Raw genomic sequence first — 26,867 nt, 5'->3', positions numbered from 1 at the left:
GCACAAGGCGGACCTGAAAATAATCAATTATTTTTTGAGGTTGTAGAACGACTTGATACCGTCGTATTTCGCTACATCGCCGAGCATGTCTTCGATGCGGAGAAGTTGGTTGTACTTCGCGATACGGTCTGTACGCGAGAGCGAACCAGTCTTGATTTGACCAGCGTTTGTCGCAACCGCGATGTCCGCGATTGTCGCATCTTCTGTTTCACCAGAACGGTGCGAGATAACAGCTGTGTAACCAGCTTTTTTAGCCATTTCGATCGCGTCGAATGTTTCTGTGAGCGTACCGATTTGGTTAACTTTGATGAGGATCGAGTTCGAGATGCCTTTCTCGATACCTTCAGCGAGTTTCTCCGTGTTCGTTACGAAAAGGTCATCCCCAACGAGTTGAACTTTGTGGCCGATCTTGTCAGTAAGAAGCTTGAAGCCATCCCAGTCGTTCTCGTCGCAACCGTCTTCGATTGAGATGATTGGGTACTTGTCAACGAGCTCAGCGTAGAAGTCTACGAGCTCAGCAGTCGTCATCGACTTGCCTTCGCCAGCGAGTTCGTACTTGCCAGTCGACTTGTCGTAGAACTCAGAAGATGCAACGTCCATCGCGAGGTAGATGTCTTCGCCAGCTTTGTAACCAGCTTTTTCGATCGCTTCAAGGATAACCGTGATCGCTTCTTCGTTTGACTTAAGGTTTGGTGCGAAACCACCTTCGTCACCGACAGCTGTGTTGAGACCCATACCAGAAAGAACTGATTTGAGGGCGTGGAATACTTCTGCACCCATGCGGAGCGCTTCGCGGAACGATGGCGCGCCGACAGGCATGATCATGAACTCTTGGAAGTCAACGTTGTTGTCCGCGTGCGAACCACCGTTGATGATGTTCATCATTGGCGTTGGGAGCGTCTTCGCGTTGAATCCGCCGAGGTACGTGTAAAGTGGAAGGCCGAGCTCGTCTGCTGCTGCGTGTGCTGCTGCCATAGAGACACCGAGAATCGCGTTAGCGCCGAGTTTACCTTTGTTTTTCGTACCGTCGAGCTCGATCATTTTAGCGTCGAGTGCGTTTTGGTCGAAGACATCGTAGCCGATGAGTTCTGGTGCGATTGTGTCGTTTACGTTAGCAACGGCTTTAAGTACGCCTTTACCAAGGTAACGTGACTTGTCGCCATCGCGGAGTTCGACTGCTTCGTGCTCACCAGTTGATGCGCCTGATGGGACGAGGGCACGGCCGAAACCGCCGTCTTCTGTGAAGACTTCTACTTCGATTGTTGGGTTACCGCGTGAATCCAAAATTTCGCGTGCGTAAATTTCTGTAATCATTGACATATTAAATCTCTCCTTTTTGGTTGGAAATTATTTTTTTGTAACGATTGACGTACCGGTCATTTCAGCCGGTTGATCGGCACCGAGAAGGTCGATCAACGTCGGCGCGAGGTCGCAAAGCGAGCCTTTTAGAACAGGTTTCAGTTCAACGCCTGGCTTCGTGATGATACATGGGACAGGTTCTGTCGTATGCGCCGTCATCGGTGAGCCGTCCGGGTTCGTGACGAGGTCAGCGTTCCCGTGGTCCGCCGTGATGATCGCCGCGCCGCCTTTGGCAATGAGTGCGTCCACTACTTTACCGAGGCATTCGTCGACGACTTCGACCGCTTTTTTCGTCGGTTCGAGCATGCCCGAGTGACCGACCATGTCCGGGTTCGCGTAGTTGATGATATACGCATCGTATTGATCTGACTCGATACGCTCCAAGAGACCTTCTGTGAGCTCGTATGCGCTCATTTCCGGTTTCAAGTCGTACGTCGCGACTTTCGGCGACGGCACGAGGAAGCGATCTTCGCCTTCGAACGGTGTTTCTTGTTGTCCGTTCAAGAAGAACGTGACGTGCGGGTATTTCTCAGTTTCCGCGGCGCGGAGCTGTTTGTACCCTTGCGCGGCGAGCGTTTCGCCGAGCGTGTTCTTCAAATCTTCCGGTGGGAAGACGATATCTGTGTCGATTTCATCCGAGAACTTTGTCATCGAGACGAGCAAGATGTTCTGTGGATGTGTGTTCGAAAGTTCGAAGCCTTTGAAGCCGGTCTTCTCTTTGAACACTTTCGCAAGTTCGATCGCCCGGTCCGGACGGAAGTTGAAGAACATGATCGCGTCGTTGTCTTTGATCGTCGCGATCGGTTGACCGTCTTTCTCGATGACCGTCGGGTTGACGAACTCATCCGTGAGCCCTGCTTCATACGACTGGTTCAAGACGTCGACGGCGTTCGTGCCGACTTCGCCTTTGCCGTGGACGAGGACGTCGTATACTTTCTCGACGCGCTCCCAACGGTTGTCGCGGTCCATGGCATAATAGCGTCCAGACACGCTAGCGACTTGACCGACACCGAGTTCAGCGAGCTTCGCTTCCGTCTGTTCGAGGAAGCTTGCGCCTGATTTCGGATCACAGTCACGGCCGTCCGTGAAAGCGTGAATGTAGACTTTTTCAATGCCATGAAGTTTAGCGAACTCAACGACAGCGAACATGTGTTGAATGTGCGAGTGAATCCCGCCGTCCGAGACGAGGCCCATAATGTGGAGGCTCGAATCGTACTTCTTCACATGTCCCGCCAAATGGTTCATCGCTTGACGGTCGAAGAACGAACGGTCTTTGATGGCGTTGTTGACGCGCGAGAGTGACTGATAGACGACCCGGCCGGCACCGATGTTCAAGTGACCGACTTCCGAGTTGCCCATCTGTCCTTCCGGAAGGCCGACGTACTCGCCTTGCGCGTTGAGAAGCGTATGCGGATACGTCTCCCAGAAACGGTCGAAGTTCGGTTTGTTCGCCGCAGCGACCGCGTTACCGAACGTCTCGTCCCGCATGCCAAAACCATCTAAGATGATGAGGGCGACTGGTCTTGCCATTTAAATCGCCTCCAACAACTTGAGGAACGAAGCAGCTTCAAGTGAAGCACCGCCGACGAGTGCGCCGTCGATGTCTTCTTGCGCCATATACTCCTTGATGTTCTCAGGTTTTACAGAACCGCCGTATTGGATGCGTACTGCAGCCGCCACGTCTTCACCGTAAAGGCCTTTCACCACGTCACGAACATATTTGCATGAGCTTTGCGCGTCTGCTTCGTCCGCTGATTTACCAGTACCGATTGCCCAGACTGGCTCATAGGCGATGACGAGTTGTTTCACTTGGTCAGCTGAGAGGTCCGCGAGGCCACCTTCGACTTGCGTCTTGATGACTTCTTCGAACTTGCCGCCTTCGCGCTCCTCGAGTGTTTCACCGACACAAACGATTGGCGTAAGACCGTGTTCGAACGCTTTTTTCGTTTTGCTATTGATGAACGCATCCGACTCGCCGAAGTATTCGCGACGCTCTGAGTGTCCAAGGATGACGTACGTCACACCGAGGTCCGCGATCATCGCTGGGCTCGTCTCACCTGTGTACGCCCCGCTGTCTTTGTCGTACATGTTTTGGGCACCAAGCTTCAAGTCTGACCCTTTTGCTGCTTCTACCATTGGAGCTAGGAAGACAGCTGGTGCGCCGATTGCCGCGTCAACTTTGTCTGTTGACGGGACGTTGTTTTTGACTTCCTCGACGAAAGCGACTGCTTCCGAGAGTGTTTTGTTCATTTTCCAGTTACCTGCAATAATCGGTTTACGCATCGATAACCCTCCTCTATTTTACTTGTCGTTAAGCGCCTCGACGCCTGGAAGTTTTTTGCCTTCCATGAATTCGAGTGACGCGCCACCACCCGTCGAGATGTGGCTCATTTGGTCTGCAAGGCCAAACTTGGCAGCTGCTGCAGCTGAGTCCCCACCGCCGATGATCGAGTAAGCATCGCTATCCGCGAGTGCCTGAGCGACACCTTTCGTTCCGTTTGCGTATTTATCAAGTTCGAATACGCCCATCGGTCCGTTCCAAACGACAAGTTTCGATTCGCGAATCGCTTCCGCGTAAAGTTCGACTGTCTTCGGTCCGATATCAAGACCCATATGATCCGCAGGGATCTTGTCGATATCGACTGGTCCGACGTAAGTCTCTTCGCCGAATTCTTTCGTGATGACGCAGTCGACTGGCATCAAGAACTTCACGCCTTTGTCTTCTGCTTTTTTCATGAATTGACGTGCGAGGTCGAGCTTGTCTTCCTCAAGGAGTGACGTCCCGACTTCGTGCCCGAGTGCTTTCGAGAACGTGTACGAGAGACCGCCACCGATGATGAGTGTGTCAACGATGTCAAGAAGGTGGTCGATGACCCCGATCTTGTCAGCAACTTTCGAACCGCCGATGATGGCCGTGAACGGACGATCTGGGTTCGAGAGCGCCTTGCCGAGCACTTCAAGTTCTTTTTCCATCAAAAGACCGGCGACTGCCGTGTCGACGTTTTGCGCGATTCCTTCCGTCGAAGCGTGGGCACGGTGAGCCGCACCGAACGCGTCGTTGACGAAGACGTCAGCAAGTGATGCGAAGCCTTTTGCGAGTTCCGGGTCGTTTTTCGTTTCACCTGGGTAGAAACGAACGTTCTCAAGCACGACGACGTCGCCTTCAGAAAGTTTTGCGACCGCTTCTTCCGCGACCGGGCCATATGCCTCTTCGACGAGTGGTACGTCTTTGCCGAGGAGTTCCCCGAGACGTGCCGCGACCGGTGCGAGTGAGAACTCAGGGTTCTTCTCGCCTTTTGGACGGCCGAGGTGGCTCGCCAAGATGACTTTCGCGCCGCCGTCGATCAAGTGCTTAATCGTCGGAAGAGCCGCTTGGATGCGCGTCTCGTCTTGGATGACGCCATCTTTGAGTGGAACGTTGAAGTCAACGCGGCAGAAGACGCGTTTCCCTTTTACATCGATGTCACGAATAGACTTTTTGTTCATAACCTTCGCCTCCATGTGTCGTGCATTTCAATTTCATAAATAGAGCGGAGAACAATCTCTTGTTTCCGCTCCTATTTGATTCTATTTAGTTCACGAACTTACTTCGCGATTTCAGCGAAGTGCTTGAGTGTGCGAACCAATTGTGCAGTGTAAGACATTTCGTTGTCGTACCATGCAACTGTCTTAACGAGTTGCTTGTCGCCAACTGTCATGACTTTCGTTTGTGTCGCGTCGAAGAGTGAACCGTACGTGATGCCGACGATGTCAGAAGAAACGATTTCGTCTTCCGTGTAACCGTAAGACTCGTTTGCTGCTGCTTTCATCGCTGCGTTGATTTCGTCAACCGATACAGTTTTCTCAAGAACTGTTACGAGCTCTGTGAGTGAACCTGTCGCAACTGGTACACGTTGTGCCGCACCGTCAAGTTTACCTTGAAGTTCTGGGATAACGAGGCCGATTGCCTTCGCCGCACCAGTCGTGTTCGGTACGATGTTCGCTGCTGCCGCACGCGCACGACGGAAGTCACCTTTCGGGTGTGGCGCGTCAAGCGTGTTTTGGTCGCCTGTGTAAGCGTGAATCGTCGTCATGAGACCTTCAACGATTCCGAACTGATCTTGGAGAACTTTCGCCATTGGCGCCAAGCAGTTTGTCGTACATGAAGCACCAGAGATAACTGTCTCTGTACCGTCGAGGATTTCGTGGTTCGTGTTGTAAACAACAGTCTTCATGTCACCTGTAGCTGGTGCCGAGATGACAACTTTTTTCGCGCCAGCTTTCAAGTGAAGCTCCGCTTTCTCTTTGTCTGTGAAGAATCCAGTACATTCGAGAACGATGTCAACACCGAGCTCGCCCCATGGGAGTTCTTCTGGGTTGCGGTTTGCAAGTGTAAGAACTTTCTCGCCGTTTACGAGGAAGTGATCGTCGTGTACTTCAACGTCTCCGTCGAAACGACCTTGCGTCGTGTCGTACTTGAGAAGGTGAGCAAGCATCTTCGTGTCAGTCAAGTCGTTGATTGCAACAACTTCGATTCCTTCGTTTTTGATGATCTCGCGGAATGCCAAACGACCGATACGTCCAAATCCGTTAATACCAACTTTTACTGCCATGTTAATTTCCTCCTTAGGGTAGAAGCTATTTATTGAAGAGCCAACGGGGGTCAACTCTTTAATAACACGTTAATAATTCTGTTGCCGCACCTTCGTCCGTGACGAGAATGATGTTCGGCGTATGTTTCGCATATGCGGCAATCGCCTGCGCCTTCGATTTCCCTCCAGCGACCGCGATGACGGTGTCCATGTTGTCGAGCTCTTCTAATTGAATGCCGACCGTCTTGACCCGATGCACGATTTCACCTTCCGCGTTGAAATAATAGCCAAACGCTTCGGCGACGGCTTCATGCCGTTCGATCATCCGCAAATGCTCCGGTGTGGCGCGACGGCGCTTCGCCATCGTTTCGGCCTCACCAATTCCATGTACCACTATTCGCGCCGCTCTAATCATTTCCAGCACATTTTTTATGCTAGGTTCCTCCACCATCCGCTCGAACGTCTCTTGCGACACTTCGTCTGGAATGTGGAGCAAATGATAGTCTGCGTTGGCCCGGTCCGCCATCCTTGAACAGACGGTGTTCGCCTGAAGTTCAAGCGTCTCACCGAGTCCGCCGCGCGCTGGTACGAAATGCATCGGCCGTTCTTTCTTATCGGGCGACATCATCGCCGCGACAGATGCCATCGTCGTGCCGCCTGTGACCGCGATGATATTGTCGTCCGGTGCCAGTCGCGCTTTTAACTGCGTGACGGCGGCCCGTCCGATATCTCGCTGGACCCAGAACGTCTCGTCCGAGTCTCCCGGTACGATGACGACTTGGCGAACGCCTAGCTTTTGCTCGAGTTCTCGCGCGACTTCTGAGATACCTAGGATTTCTCCCATGACCTCATGCAAGTCTCGAAGAACGTTTCGGCCCGATTCCGTAAGGGAAATACCTTGAGTGGCGACTGCGAGTAGACCTTGGTCTTTCAAGAAGTCGACCTCCCGCCTTAAGATTCGTTCCGTTAGCCCGAGGCTCGTGGCCAATGTCCTGCGGCCAATCGGCTGCATCAATCGGACATAATGTAAGATGTCGTAACGATGTCGGAGCGTGTCGAGCAGGTCTGGGACGATTTGCTTCTGAACATGAATCAGTTGCTGGATCATACCTCATTCCCCCTCGACTTTAAGTGTGGACATTTTTTGTCCCACTTTTATTTTTACGTCCCACCGCTACGAGTTCATCTTATCAATCACCTTTCCGTCTTGCAACCCCTCTAAACGTTTTTTTTCGATGTAAGCGTATACTTAACAAAATCTTCAACTTTGCTGTCATCATATCGCCCTTGACTAATGACGTGCCCTTCATATATGACGACCGGAATCTCGAACAAGTACTTGGCCTCGAGCGCCTCGTCCGTCGTGATGTCGATTTGCTCGAGCTCGAACGGATAGTCCTCTCGCAACCATTCGAGCATGACGAGCGCCTCCTCGCATAACGAACAGTTGTCACGCCGATAAAGTGTCAGCTTCATTCAACTCTCTCCTTTCCATAGTTGCCGCTCCCGTTCCCGCGAGTTGCCGAAACCGAGCGCTTCCCGATAGTTGGCGACCGTCCGTCGCGTCACGTGATACCCTTCGTTCGCGAGCGCCTCGGTCAACGCCTGATCACTAAGCGGTGCCGTCTCGGAACGAATCAGCTCGGCGATGATGCGTTTGATCATGAACGGCGACTGTCCCCGCACGGTCGCCCGCACGAACAAATCACGCCACGCCATCGTGCCGCCCTCGGTGCGGACAAACTTCTGTTGAATCGCCCGCCCGACCGTCGACTCATGTTTACCGATGCGCGCGGCGACTTCTTTTCGTGTCAACGGGTGTAATACGAGCTCCCCGTTCAACCAGTCCGCCTGCCTTTCCGCGATGACGTCCCAAATCGACTGCAACGTCTTCGCCCGCATCGCGAGCGTGTCGTGCCACCACGTCAGCTCTGCGTCCGCCTCGATGTCGAGCGCCGGCGTGAACCACGTCGTGACGAGCTGTCCGTCCTCCCGTCTCACTTCGAGCTCTGGGAAAATTTGTTCGGTTTCTTCATATAATAGTGGCACTTTCGGCAACGTCGCGATGAGGCGCGTGACGCGATCGAATTCGGACGCACTCAACCCGAGGCGGCCCGGGACATCGTCGAAGCCCGCCTCCATCGCCTCGAACACGTCCAAGACGAGCGGGTCGTCGTGTTCGATCGCGTGTCGATATTGGCATTCGTGTTCGTTTTTCGCTCCGACGCCCGTCGGTTCTAGAAACAAGAGCGCCCGGCGCGCTGACTCGATGGCGCTCTCCTCGACACCGAATTGGTCCGCGAGCATCGCATCCGTCTCGGGCAACAGCCCCCGATGGTCGAGCGCGAGGACGAGCTGTCGTTGGAGCGCCTTCTCCGCTTCCGTCCCGCTCCCTTCCTCGATCTGCTCGAACAGACGCGCCTCGAAACCGGCCCCCGCGTCGGCAATCCACTCGACCATGCCGTTCCCTTTGGCGACCTGTCCGCTTCGAGCCGCGAGCCGTCCGAGTTGGAACACGATGGCGGCCCGGTCCGCCTCTAGTACGGGCAGGCGCCGTAGCATGTCTTGCGTCAATTGTTGTCGTTGTACTTGATGCTGCTCTTGCCGTTGCATCTCGGTCACTCCCCTCGCCTCCTATTGTAGCGGAAGCGACTCCACGCCGCTTCAAAAAAAGGTCATGAAACAGGATTGCTTTTTTAAAAAAACAAATGTATAATAAATCGTGTCAGAGAACATGCACCCGTAGCTCAGGGGATAGAGCACTGGTTTCCGGTGCCAGGTGTCGGGAGTTCGAATCTCTCCGGGTGTATCATATGTAAGAGGTCAGGCACACGCCTGGCCTCTTTTTTCGTTTCATCGCCAAAGAATGGTGGAATAGGTGAAAAACGATGACTATCGTTTGACCAACATTGACTATAACGGTATGATATGTTTACAACCTACATAAAGGAGGCAGATTCAATGTTAATTCCAACAGTTATCGAACAAACAGGTCGTGGGGAACGCGCATATGACATTTACTCACGCTTGCTCAAAGACCGGATCATCTTGCTCGGAAGTGCGATTGACGACAACGTCGCCAACTCGATCGTCGCGCAGCTCCTCTTCCTTGCAGCCGAGGACCCAGATAAGGACATCTCGCTTTACATCAACAGCCCGGGTGGTTCGATCACTTCCGGAATGGCGATTTATGACACGATGAACTTCATCAAGCCGAACGTGTCGACGATTTGTATCGGAATGGCCGCATCGATGGGTGCCTTCTTGCTCCAAGCCGGTGAAAAAGGGAAACGCTTCGCATTGCCGAACGCGGAGATCATGATTCACCAACCACTCGGCGGCACGCAAGGTCAAGCGTCGGACATTAAAATCCACGCCGAGCGGATCATCAAGATGCGTGAGAAGTTGAACCAAATCATGGCCGACAACACGGGCCAGCCGCTTGAAGTCATCGAGCGCGACACAGAGCGCGACTACTTCATGTCTGCTGACCAAGCGAAAGACTACGGTCTCATCGACAAGGTCATGACGCGTTAACACATCAATCCCTTCTCGTCTGAGAAGGGATTTTCTTTATTCCGTCACCTCGACCCCGAACACGTAGCGACTATCCCCATTCGCCCAGTCCCCGCCGGTCTCGAACAGATACACGCCTGGCTCCGATGGGACGATTCGCTCGGCCGGGATGAGTTCCCCGTCCACGATTTGATGGAACGTCTCATTGTCCGGCGCTTCATGGAACGAGACGTCAATCGTTGCACCGGGTTCGACCGTCACAATTTGCAAGTCGTCCGGCTCAGGCAAGGCGTGATCTTCACAGACGGCCTCGTCCCCATTCGCCCAACAATACGTCGACTGCTTCACTTCGGCCGTCACCGATCCGACCTTCACGGTTGGAAGCGGCGGTTTGACGCCGGAAGACGTCTGCCAAAACGACAGCCCGTACACAATGCCTCCGACAAGGATCAACACGATCACCCAAAACCACATCGTTTTTCGTCTCATTCGTCCCACTCCTTTGACCCCCTATTCCCGTTCCCACAAAAAAAGACCCACTTTCCGTGAGTCTCGTCCGTCATTTCGGGCGACGGAGCCCTTTCATCATATAGCCGCCTTTGAAGTCAATCGGGTCGAACGCGACGAGGAACGCTTTCGGCTCGTAATGCTCGACGAGCTGACGCAACTCTTTCATGCGCGTCCGGGCCGCCAAGACGTCGAGGCGATAGCGGACGCCGTCACGGCCTTGCCCTTGATAATGGGTCACCCCGTAGCCGCTGTCGCGCATCTTTTGGATGAGTTCGGCCGGGAACTCTTGCGTGTGCACTTGAATCATGTTGTAGCCAATCGCAAGCTTCCGCTCGACGAATCCGCCGACGAGGATCCCGAGTCCGAATCCGACGGCGTAGACGACCATGCCGAGCGTCGTCAAGTCTTGGAACACGATGCCGAGCGCAAAGATGTAGATGAGCGTCTCGAGCGTCCCGAACAATCCGGCGATGACCGTCTTCCCTTTAACGAGCATAATCGTCCGGAGCGTGAGCACCGGGACGTATAGTAGTTGTAACAACAAGATGAGCAAGATTTGACCCATTCCATCGACCTCCTATCGATTCAATATCTCCACTATTCCAAATTTCACAGGCGGATGCAACCAAAAAAGGCTGACCGCAGTCAGCCTTTCGCTTAGTTATCTAAGTTGCGGACACTTGTGAGCAACTCATAGTCCTTACGGATGACTTGATAGATTGCGTTCGTGTTGCCTGAGAGCATCTCTTCCGCCCGGAGTTGGTTGAGGAAAAGGCTCGTCGCAAACGTCACGAGTGCACTTTTTGGAATCCCGATTTCTTTTGCACGCTCGGTGATGACGCGGTCAAGTTCTGCGTCAATCGTGAGCGAAAGTCGTTTCTTATCATTCGCCATAATCATAAAGCTCCTTTAGTTCGCTTTTCAAAATCCTATACACAATTGCTAATTATATAGGAAGAATGGTTTTGGCGCAACCGGTCTCACGAGGAGCCGATTTCTTCGCCCTTTCGGACTTTCTCGGCAATCTGGTCAATCTTCCGGAGTCGGTGGTTGATGCCGGACTTCGAGATTGGTCCTGTCTCGAGCATCTCGCCAAGCTCTTGGAGCGAGACGTCCTGATGCGTGACCCGAAGTTCGGCGATCTCGCGGAGCTTCGTCGGCAACACCTCGAGGCCGACCGTCCGCTCGAGATACTTAATGTTCTCGACTTGGCGGAGCGCCGCCCCGACCGTCTTGTTCAAGTTGGCCGTCTCACAGTTGACGAGCCGGTTGACCGAGTTGCGCATGTCCTTGATGATACGGGCGTCCTCGAAATCGAGCATCCCGCGCGTCGCCCCGACGAGCTTCAAGAAGTCAGAGATTTTCTCGCTCTCCTTGATGTAGAGGATATGCCCTTTTTTCCGCTCGAGCGTCTTCGCGTTCAAGCCGAACCGGTTGGCGAGGTCTCGGAGCGCCTGGTTATGGTTCTCGTACAAGCTGTATACCTCGAGGTGATACGACGACGTCTTCGGATGGTTGATTGAGCCACCGGCGAGGAAGGCGCCGCGCAAGTAGGCACGGGCCAAATTCTCGTCACGTGTCATGTCCGAGTTGAGTGTCCGAATCATCTCGTAATGCTCACCGAGAATCTCGAGGTCCTTCAACATCGTCTCGGCGTGCTGGGAGACGCGGACGATGTAGACGTTGTTCTTCTTCAGCCGCATTTTCTTACGGACGAACAAATCGAGGTGGTGGTCGTACAGTCGTTTCATCAGGGAATAAATCCGTCGGGCGATGGCCGCGTTCTCCGTCGAGACGTCGAGCGTCATCCCGCGCCCGAGGGCGAGCGAGATGACACCGTTCATCCGGACGAGGGCGGACAGTTCCGCTTTCGCCTCGGCATCGGTGACGGTCAGTTGGGTCAATTCTTTTTTGACGTCTGAAGCAAAGCTCATCTCATTCCCCTCCTTTCTTGATCAATCGTTCTATTTCAGTTCAAGCTCTTGGAACGAGCGTGGTTTCTTGATACGGAGGACGCGCTGCATGACGAGCCCGGCAATCGCGTCCGAGTCGTGACGGATGTAGTCACGGTTATAGTCGACGATGTCCCCGGCGAGCACGTTCGTCCCGTAGTTCCGGAGCTTCTTGCGGTCGAAGCGGACCTCCTCGGAGCCGTCCTCGAGATAACGCTCGAGGTACGTCTCTTCAATCGGCTCGTTATTGACGACGATCGTATCAATCGACGATTTGCCGAGATACACCTCGATTGCCTTTAAGTGCTTCATCGCGTCATACCCTTTCGTCTCGCCCGGTTGCGTCATGACGTTACAAATGTAGACGACCGGGACGCCTGCCTCGACGATGGCGTCGCGCACTTCTTGAATCAACAAGTTCGGGATGATGCTCGTATAGAGACTGCCCGGCCCGAGCACGATGACGTCCGCCTCATGGATCGCCTCGACGACCCCTGGTGCCGGCTTGATGCCGTCCTCGAGCAAGAACAGCCGCTTGATCGGTTTCTCGACGAGCGGGATCTTCGACTCGCCTTTGACGATCGTCCCGTCCTCGAACTCGGCCGCGAGCGTCATGAGCGTCTCCGTGACCGGGAGCACGCGACCTTGTGCGTTCAACAGTTGCGACAAGACGTCGACCGCCTTGACGAACGAGCCTTCACAAATATGCGTCGCCGCTGTCAGCATCAGGTTTCCAAGCGAGTGCCCTTCAAGGCCATACCCGCTGTCAAACCGATACTGTAAAATCTTGTCCATGAGCGGCTCGACTTCCGACAAGGCGAGAATGACGTTTCGAATGTCGCCCGGAGGCAACATATGGAACTCGTCGCGGAGCCGTCCTGAGCTGCCCCCGTCATCCCCGACCGTGACGATGGCCGTGATGTCGAGCGGATAATGCTTCAACCCGCGGACGAGCGTCGATAGTCCGGTACCGCCGCCGATGGCGACAACTTTCCGATCGCGTCTCATCTCATTTCTCCTTCGTCGCGTGCGCCAAGTCGCGATGGACGGTCTTGACGTTATAGCGCTCCGCGAAATGTTCCGATACTTTTTCAGCGAACGTGATCGAGCGGTGCTTCCCGCCCGTACAGCCGAACGCGACGACGACTTGCGTCTTTCCTTCCCGCTTGTACTGCGGCAACAGGAATTCGAGCATGTCAATCAGCTTCTTATAGAACGCCCGCGCCTCGGGGTGCGACATGACGTAGTCTTGCACCTCGCTCGTCTGGCCCGTGAGCGGACGGAGCTCCGGGATGTAGAACGGGTTCGTGATGAAGCGGACGTCGAACAACAGGTCGATGTCGAGCGGCACACCGTGCTTGAACCCGAACGACATGAAGTTGACCGTGAACGGGATGCGCTCCTCGTTGAACTGGAGCAAGATCCGGTCCTTGAGCATCTGTGGCTTCAAATCGCTCGTGTCATAGAGCGTATGCGCCCGGTCGCGGAACCCTTCGAGCAGCTCGCGTTCCATCTTGATGCCGACGAGCGGCGCGTCTTCCGGTGCGAGCGGATGTGACCGGCGCGTCTCTTTATAGCGGCGGACGAGCACGTCGTCCCGTGTCTCAAGATAAAGTAAGTGCGGATGGACGTTCTTCTTTTCTAAGTCATCGATGACGATGAACAGGCTATCGATGAAGTCGCGCGTCCGCGTGTCGATGGCGACGGCGATTTTCGGACGGACCGAGCTGATGACATCGATCAGTTGCGGCAACAAGACCGGCGGCAAGTTATCGACGCAAAAATAGCCGAGGTCCTCGAAACTATTCATCGCGACCGATTTCCCGGCCCCGCTCATCCCGCTGATGATGATCAATTCTTCTAATCCTTTAAAGTCTTCCATCTCCATGACGCCCCCTTAATTTTGACAACCGAGCCGTGTGTGTAGCGCTCTTCACTCTTTAGTATAGCGAACGCTCGAAAAAAAGAGAAGGGATTGCGGTCGCCCGCAATGCCTTCTCCGTTGAATCACGCGTTTTGTTCGTGCAACGCCTCGAGGAGACCCTCGATATAGTGTTGCGCGTTTTGCGCGGCAATCGATCCGTCGTTCGTCGCGGTGACGACTTGGCGGAGCGTCTTGTCGCGAACGTCGCCGGCAGCGAAGATTCCAGGAATCTTCGTCTCCATCGCCTCGTTCGTGACGATATAGCCTTGTTCGTTCAAGATGCCGAGATCTTGGACGAACCCGGTGATCGGGTTCATTCCGATATAGATGAAGACGCCGTCGATGTCATAGTCCGTCTCCGTGCCGTCAATCGTGCTGACGAGACGTGCGCCGCCGACTTTGCCGTCGACTTCTTTAATCTCTTGGAGCGTGTGGTTCCAGATGAAGTCGATTTTCGGGTTGTCGAACGCCCGCTTCTGAAGAATCTTCTGGGCGCGCAACTCGTCGCGACGGTGAACGATCGTCACCTTGTCGGCGAAACGAGTCAAGAACACGCCTTCTTCGACGGCAGAGTCGCCGCCACCGATGACGAACAAGTTCTTGCCTTTGAAGAACGCGCCGTCACAGACCGCGCAGTACGAGACGCCGCGACCGCCGAGCTCTTCTTCGCCCGGGACGCCAATCTTTTTATATTGCGCGCCTGAAGCGAGAATGATCGCGCGTGCTTTATAGTCACGGTTATGGGCGTGGACGATTTTGTATTCGTTTTCGTCCGAGATGCGCTGTACGTCACCGTACGCGTATTCCGCGCCGAACGCTTTCGAGTGGTCGAACATCTTTTGTGACAAGTCCGGACCGAGGATGCTGTCGTACCCTGGATAGTTCTCGATATCTTCTGTGTTTGCCATCTGGCCACCTGGGATGCCGCGCTCGATCATGAGCGTCGACAAATTGGCGCGCGATGCGTAGAGCGCCGCCGTCATTCCGGCCGGGCCGGCCCCGATGATGATGACGTCATAGATTTTTTCTTCTGTCATAAAGATACCACCTCTGCATGAAATTGATTGCCTTCAGTATATGAAACCTCGGGAGGTATCGTCTATCTTTATGCTCGTTCGAGTGTCGCTTTGAACGAACGGATCGTGTCCGTGAGCGTCGAGACGTCGACCCCGAACACGTCGGCACAGTCCGCGAGGACGAGCGCGTCCCGTTTCGCATAAAACATCCAGACGAGCGCAGCGGCCGATGCCGTGACGTCGTCAAACGTGTGCTGTCCGAGCAACAGGCGCGCGAATCGTTCGTAGAAGTCGCCTTCGAGGCTCATCTGCTCGGCTTCCGAGACGTGCCGTTCAGCCAAGACGAGCGCTTCGTATGCACGCTCGATACGTGCGTCACCTTTAAACGGGACGGCACAGATGACGGCTTGGCACTTCTTCGCGAAAGCGATGACCGTCTCGTCATCGGTGACCGTGCTCGTCAGCGCGAGCGCCTCAAACGCCTCGTCGTCTTCAAGTTTGGCGATGATGCGGATAATCTCGATCCGCGCCAAATCGTCTTCTTGACGCAAGCCTTGGACGAGCGCCGAGCGGAACTCGAGGTTGTCGCGAATATCGAACGACTGTTTGTCCTCGATTTGCTTCGCTTGCTCACCGTTCAAATAGGTCGCCGCCTCTTCAAGACGTCCGGTCTTGTAGGCGGAGACGCTGAGCCAATGCCCAAACAGTGAATCCCCACGGAAGCCCCGCTCTTTCAAGAGCCGGAGTTCTTCGTAGGCGTGATCGTAATGCCCGACGAGCGCGAGCGTCGTCGCGAGTTTATAGCGCACTTCGAATTGAAGCGGACGGACGCGCGTCAGCGGGGCTGATAGTTGGAGCGCCGCCTCGGACTGTCCGGCTTCATGGAGCAACAAGATCGTGTTCAAAATCGCATGCAAGTTGCCCGGATTCTCATCGAGCACGTACCCGAGCGTCTCGAACGCCGTCTCGTCGTTCCCAAGATAGAAATGGACGACCGCCAAATTGTTATAGCCCGGCCAGAACGTCGGATAGCGGTCAATCAACCGCTCGAGCGTCGACTTAGCGGCAAACAAGCGGCCTTTGTCGATTTGACGCTGTGCCTCCGTATGCCACGTGATCAACTCGTCTTCCTCTTCGTCTTCAAGCTCTTGCTCGAGCTCAATCAGTTCGAGGAGCGACTGGACCGATTCCGCGTAAGGACCGTTCGCCTCTTGTTCGAGGTAGCGGCTCGCGTACGTGGCCGCTTCTTCATATTGTGAGATGTAGGCACAGTTGCTCGCGAGGTGGTAAAGGGCCTCTGTCGCCGTATCATCGAGTTGTAGCACCCGTTTCCACACGTCGTTGGCGTGGTAGACCTCTCCTACTTCAAATAACAGTTCAGCGTACTGTTTATGGTAATCGACACGATGCGTGGCGGCAGCCGTAGCTTCAGCCATGAAAAAAGTCGCTTCATCTAGGCGACCTTCTCGTAACGCGCGACGACCTCTATAGTAGTGGAGCTCCGCAGCGAGCGGAGATTCTGGTTCGGGTAGCGTCATTAGAGCTTCATAGTTCGCTTCCATATTCTAAATCCCCCACATCAAATGCTAAATCGTTTTTTAGTTGCAGGGTTAAGAATACCGCACTCAAACGGCGAGGGCAACTGTAAAATTTAAAAAAAATCGGGACTATATTCCTTCTATAATGAATATATTTTATAGGGTCTCATAATTGCTTTTCGGCAAAAACTTGTTAGCCGCCCCGAGTCGCTTGAAGACACAAAAAAACGGTATCGCTTCGTGAAAAAGTGATACCGCTCAAGTATTTTCAAGTCGTGACGTTCGTCACCGTAAGAAATTGATTTCGTGCTAAATTGTGTCTATTTCGTGTCGACCGTTTGGAGCTTCGCCCCGATGACGCGCTCGCCCGGCAAGACGTCCCGATGGACGACGGCACCGGCACCGACGACGGCCCGGTCGCCGATCGTGACACCTGGAAGGATGGTCACGTTCGCCCCAATCAACACCTCGTCCCCAATCGAGACGTCGCCGATTCGATACTCATCGACGAGGTACTCGTGACAGAGAATCGTCGTGTTGAATCCGATGACGGTGTTCCGTCCAATCGAGATCCGCTCCGGGAACATGACGTCCGGCGTCACCATGAGGGCGAGGGCGCTATACTCCCCGATCCGCATGCCGAGAAACGTTCGATATAACCAACGCTTCGCCTTCACCGACGGGAAGAAGCGGCCGACCATGACGACGGCCGTGTTCTTGAACACGCGGACGAACCGAATCGTCCGATACATCTGCCAGAGCGGGTTCGGCCCGGCGAGACGGAACCGTTCCGTCTTACGCATGGACCGTGACCTCGTCGAGCCACGCCTCGAAATGCTCCATCGACTCGATGATGACATCCGGCTCGAGCGACTCGAGGAAGGCGCGGCCCTTCAGCGCCCAGCCGACGGCGACCGTCTTCGTCCCGGCGTTCTTGCCGCTGAAGATGTCCGTGTCGTTGTCCCCGACCATGACGGCGCGTTCCGGCGCGGATTCGAGCGCGCGGAGGGCACGTTCGACCGGTTCAGGGTGCGGCTTCTCGTTTTCGACGTCGTCGGCCGTGATGACGACGTCGAACAAATGGTCGATGTTGAACAGGCGCAAGCCTTGCTCGACGACCGGACGTCCTTTCGACGTGACGACACCCATCTTATAGCCCTTCGCGTGCAGGCGATAGAGTCCTTCGATGACGCCCGGGTACTCGGCGACGAGGGCATCGTGCATCGCGATGTTGAAGCTCCGGTAAAACGCCTGCATCTCTTTCCATTCCGGCTCGTTCAGCTCACGGAACGACTTCTCGAGCGTCGGGCCGATGAACGGGTACAAGTCTTCATCCCGATACGTCTCGTCCGGGAAGTAGTAGCCGAGCGTGTGCCGGAAGCTCGCGAGGATGAGCGGGTTCGTGTCGAGCAACGTCCCGTCCAAATCAAACAGTAACGTATCCATCAATCAAACAGTCCTTTCTCTGAAGGGTCATCATACCGTTTCGCTTTGCGGCGCACGACCATCATGACGATACCGAAGACGATCATCAAAATCGAGACGATTTGAGCCGTCCGCAAGTCGCCTGCCATGAGGCTGTCCGTCCGGAGCCCTTCGATATAGAAGCGGCCGACCGAGTACCAGACGAAGTACGACAAGAAGATGTAGCCACGCGGCGGATTGCCGACCACGCGCCAGACGACGAGCAGAATGACACCGAGGATGTTCCAAACGCTCTCGAACAAGAACGTCGGCAAGTAATACACGCCGTCGATGAACATCTGGTTGACGATCCAGTCCGGGAGACGGAGCGTTCCTTCGAGGAAGCTACGCGTCGTCTCATCGCCGTGCGCTTCTTGGTTCATGAAGTTGCCCCAACGCCCAACCGCTTGTCCGAGCAGGAGCGACGGCGCGAGGATGTCGGTCACTTTCCAGAACGACATCGACTTGCGCATGCTGTAAATCACGACGACGAGGAGCGCCCCAAAAATCGCCCCGTGGATGGCGATCCCGCCTTGCCGGATGTCGATGATTTGCCCGAGGTTTTGGCTATAGTAGTCCCACTGGAAGACCACGTAATACACACGGGCGAAGACGATACTGATTGGGATCGACCAGATGACGACGTCGACGAGTCGTTCCGAATCATAGTTGATCCGTTTCGCTTCGAACAAGGCGAGTACAAGTCCGAGCATCGCCCCGAAGGCGATAATCATCCCGTACCAGTAAATCGGGAGCGACCCGATTTCAAACGCTACACGATCAAACGTCGGCTCCACCATCATTCCATCTCCCCTTCGTTATCGTGGATCGCGTTCGCGAGACGTTCGGCGAACTCTTCCGCGGTATTGATGCCCATGTTTTGCAGGCGATAGTTCATCGCCGCGACTTCGACGATGACGGCCAAGTTACGTCCCGGACGGACCGGGATCGTGAGGAGCGGTACTTCGCTGTCGATAATCTTCATCGTGTTATGGTCGAGCCCGACACGGTCATATACTTTCCCCGCATCCCAGTTCTCGAGGTTGACGATGAGACTTATCTTCTTGTGCGAGCGAACGGCCCCGGCTCCGAAGAGCGTCATGACATCGATGATGCCGATTCCGCGAATCTCGAGCAAGTGCCGGATGAGTTTCGGTGCCGACCCGACGAGCAGTTGGTCGCCCGTCTGGCGAATCTCGACCGAGTCATCGGCGACGAGACGATGGCCGCGCTTGACGAGCTCGAGCGCCGTCTCGGATTTCCCGACACCGCTCTGGCCTTTAATCAAGACACCGACGCCGTAAATGTCGACGAGCACGCCATGCATCGCCGTCATCGGTGCGAGCTCCATCTCGAGGAAGTTCGTGATTTGTGACTCGATGGACGTCGTCACCGCGTTCGTCTGCATGAGCGGCACGTTCGCCGCCTCGGCCTGTTCTTGAATCTCTTTTGGGATATCGAAGCCGCGCGTGATGAGAATGCCCGGTGTCAGCTCGGTGCAAAGAATCTTCGCGCGTTCGCGGCGACTCTCCTCGGACAGGCTCGCGTAGAACGTGAGCTCCGTCTTCCCGAGCACTTGCAGGCGGTTCTTCGCATAGTGCGTATAGTAGCCGGCGAGGACGAGCCCCGGACGACTGAGGTCAGGTGTGACGACAGGACGGTGGAGTCCTTCTTCACCTGCAACGACTTTCAACTTGAAGCGTTCAACGAGTTGAGCCGTACGTACGATATTTTGCATGAGTATCTGCCCCTTTCACGCTCATTATTGTATCATAACTCTCTACGATTGGCGTCAGCGAAAGTGAGTCGTGGCGTGTCAGAAAAAATGAAACAAATTCGTCTCGGCATCGTAAATAGGGTATAGACCACTAGGAGGAGGTGAAATTCATGAACTCACTATTTTTGATTGCCGTCATCTTTATCTTCATCGTCGCGATTGCGGCACTCGTCTATCTCATCAAGTCGCTTGTCGACATGTGGCGTGAGTACGCTGCGACGAAAAACGAAACGGTCCTGTTATTATTCATCTTGAACATCGTCGGCTTCTTCTTATCCGGCTCGCTCATCTCGATGATCGTCGCCATCATCTTCTACTGGAACCGGTCGAAAAAGATGCGCAACCTCGGGATTATTCTGCTTATCGCCGGACCGATTCTGTTCATCTTGTTGATTATCGGCTCGTTCACGTTATACGACGCACCGATGATGGACTGGGAACAGATGGAGTATGAGATGAACCTGTGACCAGACGGCACAAACGTCAAACAAAGGAGCGTCGTCCCACTCGGGATGATGCTCCTTTGTTTGATCGTCCTTTAGCCACCCTGGCCGCACGCCGCTTTCCTGAGGGGCGGGCTTTCGGGCGGCGCTGTACGTCTTTCCCGTTACGGACTAAACAGGACGTAACCGACTCAATGGAAAGGGCAATCCTGATGATGTCCGACTTGGACTCGAGGTTTTCGATGATTCTGTCATTCACCCGGCATATAGCCGACCACGGTGTCCGACTCCGGCTCGACTAAAATTGTCGGGACACCAACGACACTGTCCGGTTCAGACGCGAACGACACTGCGAGCACCTCGCTCCCAAAATACGTATCATCTAACAGTTCATAGCCGTGATCGACCGTGACACGCTGTACCTCAGCACTTCCTCCCGCATTGATTGCAGGTTCTTCCCAGTTTCGAGCGGTTACATACGCCCAAGCGACGGCGATGGCTTCGTCGTCAGCCGGCTCATTTCCGTTGACGACGCGCTGCTCCTCGTCACATCCGACGAGCAACAGCACCGCGATCATCATCCATCCGGACACTGAAACAAATCGTCGCATCTCATCCCCCCTCTATAAAAGAACCCGGGGCATCGCCTCCGGGTCGTGTATCACTTCTGATGGAACGGATTGTTCAAGTCACCCGGATTGACCGGGTCGACCGGGTCCACCGGTTCATGCTTGTCTTCTTCGAGGAACGTCGACGGCGTATGCTGCGAGCCGTGCTCGAGGTCGATCGTTCCGGTACGCGTTCCGGCCTCGACCTCGATGCGCGGCGTCTGGCCACGGCCCGAGATGAATTCGAGGCGTCGCTGGGCGACGTCTTTCCGGTCGCGGACGATCTCGAGTTCGTCCAAGTTGCAGTGGAGTCCTCCGAAGTTCGTCTCGAGCTCCCCTTCGACCTCGGCGCCGTGCGGCAAGACGAGACGGATGTTCCCCGCGAGCGAGGCGAGTTCGAACTTGGCCGGACGTGCCGTCGCCAGTTCGGCCCGGATGTTGCCGTTGCCGGTCTTGAGCGAGGCTTTGTCATACTTCCCGCTCACGATGACCGCACCGTTGCCGGTCCGGGCGTGGACGAGCTCGGTCTCGACACCGTCGACCTCGACCGTGCCGTTCCCTGTGTTGAGGAGGAGTTCCGAGGCATGGACCTCATGGAGCACGACGCGACCGTTCGCCGTCTGGACGCGCACACTCTCGACATCGAGCCCGTCGGCACGGACTTCCCCGTTGAGCGTCTGGACGTGCAGGTGGTCGAAATGATGATGCGGGACGTATAGCTCGACGTGCGCCCGGACGAGTTTGTCACGGAGCGAGACGACGAGACGGTCCCCGATGACCGAGTGTTTCACGGCCGATTGCAGCTGTTCGAGCGCCTTGTCCGCATCTTGCTGGCGGAGCGGACGGCCGGTGACGATGAGTTCACATTCGTCGTTGTCCGACGAGACGATCGTCGCCGAGGCGTTGAACAAGTCGAGCGCGATGTCAGTCCCGGTGAACGGGAACGACTTCGAGTACGTCACTTCCGGCCCGAAGTTCGAGCTGAACGAGAAATCGCTGTCCCGCAGTTTCGTGACGAGCCCTTCGACCGCCGACGTCAATTTCGTCGTCAGCGACTCGACCGAGTAGGCGTCGACCTTCTCTGTCTCTTGTTGCGCCTCAAGCGCTTGGACACGCTCGGGCTCTAACCGTTCGAGCCGTTCGAGTTGGGTCATGCCTTCCTCGATCGTCAACTTGCCGTCTTTCACTTGCTGGAGAATCAGTTCACGCATTTCTTGTTTCACGTTCATTTCCCCCTTCGAATTGGATACACGTCAATCATGTTCCCGTTTCTCATCATTTCTATACCTTACTTCCGTTTTCCTGCTTTCGGTTTCGCCCGGGCCGCATCCCGTACTAATACCGGCTTCAAATACTTTCCGGTATACGATGCCGCCACTTCGGCGACCTCTTCTGGTGTCCCCGTCGCGACGATCGTCCCGCCGCCGTCACCGCCTTCCGGACCGAGGTCGATCAAGTAGTCGGCCGACTTGATGACGTCGAGGTTGTGCTCGATGACGAGCACCGTGTCCCCGTTCTCGACGAGGCGCTGCAGGACTTTCAACAGCCGGGCGATATCGTCGACATGGAGTCCCGTCGTCGGTTCATCCAAGATGTAAATCGTCTTCCCGGTCGAGCGTTTATGGAGCTCCGAGGCGAGCTTGACGCGCTGCGCCTCCCCGCCCGACAGTTCTGTCGCCGGCTGGCCGAGCTTCATGTAGCCGAGACCGACGTCAAAGATCGTCTGAATCTTGCGCTTAATTTTCGGAATTTTGTCAAAGAAGTCGAGCCCTTCCTCAATCGTCATGTCGAGGACGTCGGCGATCGTCTTCCCTTTATACTTCACTTCGAGCGTCTCACGGTTATAGCGTTTCCCGTGACACACCTCACACGGCACGTACACGTCCGGAAGGAAGTGCATCTCGATTTTGATAATCCCGTCGCCGCGGCACGCCTCACAGCGCCCACCTTTGACGTTGAAACTGAAGCGGCCTTTCTTATAGCCGCGCATCTTCGCTTCGTTCGTCGAGGCGAACACGTCGCGGATATCATCGAACACGCCCGTGTACGTCGCCGGGTTCGACCGCGGTGTCCGTCCGATCGGGGACTGGTCGATGTCGATGACTTTGTCAATCTGGTCGAGCCCTTCAATCTTCTTGTGTTTCCCTGGCTTCGCTTTGGCCCGGTTGATGTGATGGGCGAGCGACTTGTACAGAATCTCGTTGATGAGCGTCGACTTCCCGGACCCGGATACCCCGGTGACGGCGATAAACATGCCGAGCGGGATCGACACATCGACCCCTTTCAAGTTGTTCTCTTCCGCCTTCAAAATCTTGAGGAAGCGCTCGTCCGGTACTTTTCGTTCGGTCGGCAGCGGGATGAACTTTTTGCCCGCTAAGTATTGACCGGTGAGCGATTTCTTATTTTTCATGAGCTGCTTCGGCGTCCCGGCGGCGATGACTTCCCCGCCATGTTCTCCGGCCCCAGGCCCGATGTCGATCAAATAGTCGGCTTCCATCATCGTGTCTTCGTCGTGTTCGACGACGATGAGCGTGTTGCCGATATCGCGCATCTGTTTGAGCGTCGCGATCAAGCGGTCGTTGTCACGCTGGTGTAGCCCGATGGACGGCTCGTCCAAGACGTACAAGACGCCTGTGAGGCGCGACCCGATTTGCGTGGCGAGTCGAATCCGTTGCGCCTCGCCGCCTGAGAGCGTCCCGGCTGCCCGTGACAGCGTCAAATAGTCGAGTCCGACGTTGTTCAAGAAGCTGAGCCGCTCACAAATCTCTTGCAAGATGAGGCGGGCGATGGCGATGTCTTTCTCACTCAACTCGTTCGTGATGGCGTCGAACAAGTTGATCGCGTTGACGACCGACAGCTCGGTCACTTGCCCGATATGGTGGCCCGTGATTTTCACGGCGAGCGTCTCTTCTTTCAACCGGTAACCGCTACACGTCGGACAGGCGTGCGTCGCCATATACATCTCCATCTGTTCGCGGATATAGTCGGACGTCGTCTCTTTGTAGCGGCGCTCGATGTTTCGGAGCACCCCTTCGAAGAAAATCGTGTTCGTCCGGACTTGGCCGAAATCGTTCTCGTAGCGGAACAGGAACGACTCTTCGTCCGTCCCATTCAAAACGAGGTCCTGGTCGCGTTTCGACAACCGCTCGAACGGGACGTCCATGTCGATTTCGAAATGGTTGCACATCGCCGCGAGCAGTTGTGGGTAATATTGCGAACTCGTCGGCTGCCACGCGGCGACCGCGCCTTCTTTCAACGTCTTCGTCGCGTCGGGGATGACGAGTTCCGGGTCGACGTCGAGTTTCGTCCCGAGTCCGTCACACGTCGGGCATGCGCCGAACGGTGAGTTGAACGAGAACATGCGCGGTTCGAGTTCCCCGATCGAGAAGCCGCAAATCGGACAGGCATGATGCTCGCTGAAGAGGAGCTCCGTCCCGTCCATCTTGTCGATGATGGCCCGGCCGTCCGCGAGGCGGAGCGCCGTCTCGAGCGAATCGGCGAGCCGTCCTTCGACGTCAGGTCGGACGACGAGACGGTCGACGACGACTTCAATCGAATGTTTCTTGTTCTTGTCGAGCTCGATCTCGTCCGTCAGTTCGATCGTTTCCCCGTTGACGCGGACACGGACGAACCCTTCTTTCTTGAGCGAGTCGAACACTTTCACATGCGTCCCTTTTCGTCCGGAGACGATCGGGGCGAGAATTTGCAGGCGCGTCTTCTCCGGTAGCTCCATCACTTGGTCGACCATCTGCGAGATCGTCTGGCTCGAGATCTCGATGCCGTGGTTCGGACAGACCGGTTTCCCGATCCGGGCGAACAAGAGCCGTAAGTAGTCGTAAATCTCCGTCACCGTCCCGACGGTCGAGCGCGGGTTCCGGCTCGTCGTCTTCTGGTCAATCGAGATGGCCGGACTGAGACCCTCGATCGTGTCGACGTCCGGTTTGTCCATCTGCCCAAGGAACTGCCTTGCATACGCGGACAAGCTCTCGACGTAGCGGCGCTGCCCTTCCGCGTAAATCGTATCGAAGGCAAGCGAAGACTTCCCGGAACCGGACAGACCCGTCAAGACGACGAGTTGGTCCCGAGGAATCTCGATATCAATGTTTTTCAAGTTGTTGACGCGCGCCCCTTTGATGACGATCGCATTTTTCTTCTCAGCCATTTAACTCCCTACCTTCAACTCCAAGATTAAGTCACGCAATTCGGCCGCCCGCTCGAACTGGAGGTCGCGGGCCGCTTGTTTCATTTCTTCTTCTAGTTTGGCGATTGCCGCCTCGCGCTCGGCCGGCTTCATCGAGCTGAGCGACTCGAGCACTTCCTCCTCGGCATCGACCGTCGCCCGGATGACACCGCGTACTTCTTTTCGAATCGTCTTCGGGGTGATGCCGTGTTCTTCATTATAAGCCAATTGGATCGTCCGCCGTCGGTCGGTCTCATCGATAGCGCGTTGCATCGAATCGGTCATCTTATCGGCGAACAAGATGACATGTCCGTTCGCGTTTCGGGCCGCCCGGCCAATCGTCTGGATGAGTGACCGGTCCGAACGGAGGAACCCTTCCTTATCGGCGTCAAGGATCGTGACGAGACTCACTTCCGGGATGTCGAGCCCTTCCCGGAGCAAGTTGATTCCGACGAGCACGTCATACTTGCCGAGACGGAGGTCGCGGATGATTTCGATCCGTTCGAGCGTCTTGATCTCCGAGTGCATGTAGTTGACCTTGATGCCGGCCTCACGAAGATAGTCAGATAAGTCCTCGGCCATCTTTTTTGTGAGCGTCGTCACGAGGACACGTTCGTCCCGTTTGATGCGCTCGCGGATTTGATCCATCAAGTAGTCAATTTGCCCTTTGATCGGATGAATCTCAATCGTCGGGTCGATGAGGCCCGTCGGACGGATAATCTGTTCGACCATGTGCGGCGTATGTTCGAGCTCATACGGACCCGGCGTCGCCGAAATGAAGATCGCCTGGCTCAACTTCTTCTCGAACTCCTCGAACTTGAGCGGACGGTTGTCTTTCGCCGACGGCAAACGGAAGCCGTGGTCGACGAGCACTTGTTTCCGCGCCTGGTCGCCGTTGTACATCCCGCGCACTTGCGGGAGCGTCACGTGCGACTCGTCGGCGACGAGCAGAAAGTCTTTCGGGAAGTAGTCGATGAGCGTGTACGGTGTCGCGCCCTCGGGCATCAGGTTCAAATGCCGGGAATAGTTCTCGATCCCGGAACAGTAACCCATCTCGCGCATCATCTCGAGGTCGTAGTTCGTCCGTTGTTCGAGCCGTTGCGCCTCGAGCAGTTTTCCTTCCTCGCGGAACTTCTCGAGCTGTTCTTCGAGCTCGGCTTCGATGTTGACGATTGCTTTTTGCAATTTCTCGTCACGCGTGACGAAGTGGGACGCCGGGAAGATGGCGACGTGCTCACGGTCGGCGATAATCTCGCCCGTGAGCGGGTCCATCTCGCGAATCCGGTCAATCTCGTCACCGAAAAACTCGACGCGCATACAATGCTCGTCACGCGACGCTGGGAAAATCTCGACGACGTCGCCGCGGACACGGAACCGTCCGCGCTGGAAATCGATATCGTTCCGTTCATATTGGATGTCAATCAACTTCCGAAGCATCTCATCGCGTCCCATCTCTTTTCCGACACGGAGACTGAGGACGAGACTGCGGTACTCTTCCGGGTTACCGAGACCATAGATGCACGACACCGAGGCGACGATGATGACGTCGTCCCGCTCGAACAAGGCGGACGTGGCCGAGTGACGCAATTTATCGATCTCATCGTTAATCGACGCGTCTTTCTCGATGAACGTGTCCGTCGACGGAACGTACGCTTCCGGCTGGTAATAGTCGTAATAACTGACGAAGTATTCGACGGCGTTGTTCGGGAAGAACTCTTTGAACTCCGAGTAGAGCTGGCCGGCGAGCGTCTTGTTGTGGGCTAAGACGAGCGTCGGCTTCTTCACTTCTTGGATGACGTTCGAGACGGTGAACGTCTTGCCGGTGCCGGTCGCCCCGAGCAACGTCTGGTAGCGGTCGCCACGGTTGACGCCTTCGACGAGCTGTCGAATCGCTTCCGGTTGGTCACCTCCCGGCGTATATTCCGATTGTAATGCGAACGGGATCGATTCCATGATGATTCCTCACTTTCTGTTCCTACATAATTGATTTGATTATAGCACATACACGA

Annotated in this window: 26 protein-coding genes and 1 tRNA gene; 3 read left to right on the top strand and 24 right to left on the bottom strand. The window is 55.3% G+C overall.

What is annotated here, in order from left to right; all coding sequences use genetic code 11:
* Nucleotides 1-27: 27 nt before the first annotated feature.
* The 8 genes from eno to RT52_RS15865 form a co-directional block, all read right to left on the bottom strand.
* The gene (gene eno, locus RT52_RS15900) at nt 28-1,320 is read right to left on the bottom strand and encodes a phosphopyruvate hydratase (RefSeq protein ID WP_024370414.1); all 1,293 of its coding nucleotides are present in this window, start codon (nt 1,318-1,320) and stop codon (nt 28-30) included.
* Between the two features lie 27 nt (nt 1,321-1,347).
* Complete coding sequence (gene gpmI / locus RT52_RS15895) at nt 1,348-2,889, bottom strand: 2,3-bisphosphoglycerate-independent phosphoglycerate mutase (RefSeq protein ID WP_034816039.1); 1,542 nt, start codon at nt 2,887-2,889, stop codon at nt 1,348-1,350.
* Nucleotides 2,890-3,642: a triose-phosphate isomerase gene (gene tpiA / locus RT52_RS15890; RefSeq protein WP_024370416.1), complete on the bottom strand. Its 753-nt coding sequence runs from the start codon at nt 3,640-3,642 to the stop codon at nt 2,890-2,892. It lies immediately after the preceding gene.
* Nucleotides 3,643-3,660: 18 nt separating this feature from the next.
* On the bottom strand, nt 3,661-4,845 hold the full coding sequence (locus RT52_RS15885; protein WP_034816037.1) for a phosphoglycerate kinase: 1,185 nt from the start codon (nt 4,843-4,845) through the stop codon (nt 3,661-3,663).
* Between the two features lie 98 nt (nt 4,846-4,943).
* The gene (gene gap, locus RT52_RS15880) at nt 4,944-5,951 is read right to left on the bottom strand and encodes a type I glyceraldehyde-3-phosphate dehydrogenase (RefSeq protein ID WP_034806807.1); all 1,008 of its coding nucleotides are present in this window, start codon (nt 5,949-5,951) and stop codon (nt 4,944-4,946) included.
* Between the two features lie 58 nt (nt 5,952-6,009).
* Nucleotides 6,010-7,038 (bottom strand): sugar-binding transcriptional regulator, encoded by a 1,029-nt coding sequence (locus RT52_RS15875; RefSeq protein ID WP_081825840.1) that lies wholly within the window; start codon nt 7,036-7,038, stop codon nt 6,010-6,012.
* Nucleotides 7,039-7,148: 110 nt separating this feature from the next.
* Nucleotides 7,149-7,406, bottom strand: coding sequence for a glutaredoxin family protein (locus RT52_RS15870; RefSeq protein ID WP_034806809.1), 258 nt, complete (start codon nt 7,404-7,406; stop codon nt 7,149-7,151).
* Entirely contained in the window at nt 7,407-8,543 is a 1,137-nt protein-coding gene (locus RT52_RS15865) for an RNA polymerase factor sigma-54 (RefSeq protein WP_034806877.1), read from the bottom strand.
* Nucleotides 8,544-8,666: 123 nt separating this feature from the next.
* Here RT52_RS15865 and RT52_RS15860 point away from each other — a divergent pair.
* A tRNA-Arg gene (locus RT52_RS15860) sits at nt 8,667-8,739 on the top strand.
* A 152-nt stretch (nt 8,740-8,891) separates the two neighbouring features.
* The gene (gene clpP / locus RT52_RS15855) at nt 8,892-9,467 is read left to right on the top strand and encodes an ATP-dependent Clp endopeptidase proteolytic subunit ClpP (RefSeq protein ID WP_024370422.1); all 576 of its coding nucleotides are present in this window, start codon (nt 8,892-8,894) and stop codon (nt 9,465-9,467) included.
* A gap of 36 nt (nt 9,468-9,503) precedes the next feature.
* Here clpP and RT52_RS15850 read toward each other — a convergent pair whose 3' ends face one another.
* From RT52_RS15850 to hprK, 12 genes are all read right to left on the bottom strand, one after another.
* Nucleotides 9,504-9,935, bottom strand: a complete 432-nt coding sequence (locus RT52_RS15850) for a hypothetical protein (RefSeq protein WP_034816036.1) — start codon at nt 9,933-9,935, stop codon at nt 9,504-9,506.
* 70 nt (nt 9,936-10,005) lie between these two features.
* Nucleotides 10,006-10,521, bottom strand: a complete 516-nt coding sequence (locus RT52_RS15845; RefSeq protein ID WP_034806813.1) for a DUF2179 domain-containing protein — start codon at nt 10,519-10,521, stop codon at nt 10,006-10,008.
* Between the two features lie 92 nt (nt 10,522-10,613).
* Nucleotides 10,614-10,850 carry a hypothetical protein gene (locus RT52_RS15840; RefSeq protein WP_024370426.1) on the bottom strand — a complete coding sequence of 79 codons (237 nt, stop codon included), beginning with the start codon at nt 10,848-10,850 and terminating at the stop codon, nt 10,614-10,616.
* Nucleotides 10,851-10,936: 86 nt separating this feature from the next.
* Entirely contained in the window at nt 10,937-11,890 is a 954-nt protein-coding gene (gene whiA, locus RT52_RS15835) for a DNA-binding protein WhiA (protein ID WP_034806814.1), read from the bottom strand.
* 30 nt (nt 11,891-11,920) lie between these two features.
* Nucleotides 11,921-12,916, bottom strand: coding sequence for a gluconeogenesis factor YvcK family protein (locus RT52_RS15830; RefSeq protein WP_034816034.1), 996 nt, complete (start codon nt 12,914-12,916; stop codon nt 11,921-11,923).
* Nucleotide 12,917: 1 nt separating this feature from the next.
* Nucleotides 12,918-13,790, bottom strand: coding sequence for an RNase adapter RapZ (rapZ, locus tag RT52_RS15825; RefSeq protein ID WP_034806816.1), 873 nt, complete (start codon nt 13,788-13,790; stop codon nt 12,918-12,920).
* 125 nt (nt 13,791-13,915) lie between these two features.
* The gene (gene trxB, locus RT52_RS15820; RefSeq protein ID WP_034806817.1) at nt 13,916-14,869 is read right to left on the bottom strand and encodes a thioredoxin-disulfide reductase; all 954 of its coding nucleotides are present in this window, start codon (nt 14,867-14,869) and stop codon (nt 13,916-13,918) included.
* A 68-nt stretch (nt 14,870-14,937) separates the two neighbouring features.
* Nucleotides 14,938-16,410: a tetratricopeptide repeat protein gene (locus RT52_RS15815; protein ID WP_034816032.1), complete on the bottom strand. Its 1,473-nt coding sequence runs from the start codon at nt 16,408-16,410 to the stop codon at nt 14,938-14,940.
* Nucleotides 16,411-16,706: 296 nt separating this feature from the next.
* Entirely contained in the window at nt 16,707-17,189 is a 483-nt protein-coding gene (locus tag RT52_RS15810; protein ID WP_034816030.1) for an acyltransferase, read from the bottom strand.
* Nucleotides 17,182-17,832 (bottom strand): pyrophosphatase PpaX, encoded by a 651-nt coding sequence (gene ppaX / locus RT52_RS15805; RefSeq protein ID WP_034816028.1) that lies wholly within the window; start codon nt 17,830-17,832, stop codon nt 17,182-17,184. Before ppaX ends, RT52_RS15810 begins: the two co-directional genes overlap by 8 nt.
* Nucleotides 17,832-18,653 (bottom strand): prolipoprotein diacylglyceryl transferase, encoded by an 822-nt coding sequence (lgt, locus tag RT52_RS15800; protein ID WP_034816025.1) that lies wholly within the window; start codon nt 18,651-18,653, stop codon nt 17,832-17,834. The genes ppaX and lgt overlap by 1 nt, the downstream gene beginning before the upstream one ends.
* Nucleotides 18,650-19,588 carry an HPr(Ser) kinase/phosphatase gene (hprK, locus tag RT52_RS15795; RefSeq protein ID WP_034816022.1) on the bottom strand — a complete coding sequence of 313 codons (939 nt, stop codon included), beginning with the start codon at nt 19,586-19,588 and terminating at the stop codon, nt 18,650-18,652. The genes lgt and hprK overlap by 4 nt, the downstream gene beginning before the upstream one ends.
* A gap of 149 nt (nt 19,589-19,737) precedes the next feature.
* Between hprK and RT52_RS15790 the strand changes: the two genes are divergently transcribed.
* Complete coding sequence (locus RT52_RS15790; protein ID WP_034816020.1) at nt 19,738-20,094, top strand: hypothetical protein; 357 nt, start codon at nt 19,738-19,740, stop codon at nt 20,092-20,094.
* Nucleotides 20,095-20,321: 227 nt separating this feature from the next.
* Here the strand turns inward: RT52_RS15790 and RT52_RS15785 are convergent, their stop codons facing one another.
* From RT52_RS15785 to uvrB, 4 genes are read right to left on the bottom strand one after another with little or no spacing between them, the layout of a single operon-like run.
* Nucleotides 20,322-20,681 (bottom strand): hypothetical protein, encoded by a 360-nt coding sequence (locus tag RT52_RS15785; RefSeq protein ID WP_034806831.1) that lies wholly within the window; start codon nt 20,679-20,681, stop codon nt 20,322-20,324.
* A gap of 50 nt (nt 20,682-20,731) precedes the next feature.
* Complete coding sequence (locus RT52_RS15780) at nt 20,732-21,907, bottom strand: DUF4097 family beta strand repeat-containing protein (RefSeq protein ID WP_245175481.1); 1,176 nt, start codon at nt 21,905-21,907, stop codon at nt 20,732-20,734.
* 59 nt (nt 21,908-21,966) lie between these two features.
* Entirely contained in the window at nt 21,967-24,840 is a 2,874-nt protein-coding gene (gene uvrA / locus RT52_RS15775; RefSeq protein WP_034816017.1) for an excinuclease ABC subunit UvrA, read from the bottom strand.
* Nucleotides 24,841-26,811: an excinuclease ABC subunit UvrB gene (uvrB, locus tag RT52_RS15770; RefSeq protein ID WP_034816013.1), complete on the bottom strand. Its 1,971-nt coding sequence runs from the start codon at nt 26,809-26,811 to the stop codon at nt 24,841-24,843.
* Nucleotides 26,812-26,867 lie beyond the last annotated feature (56 nt).

Origin of the sequence: Exiguobacterium alkaliphilum 12/1 (genome assembly GCF_000714435.1) — a bacterium.
Taxonomy (GTDB): Bacteria; Bacillota; Bacilli; order Exiguobacteriales; family Exiguobacteriaceae; genus Exiguobacterium; species Exiguobacterium alkaliphilum.
The sequence above is the reverse complement of the archived record's forward strand: the minus strand, read 5'-3'. Positions and strand labels throughout refer to the sequence as shown.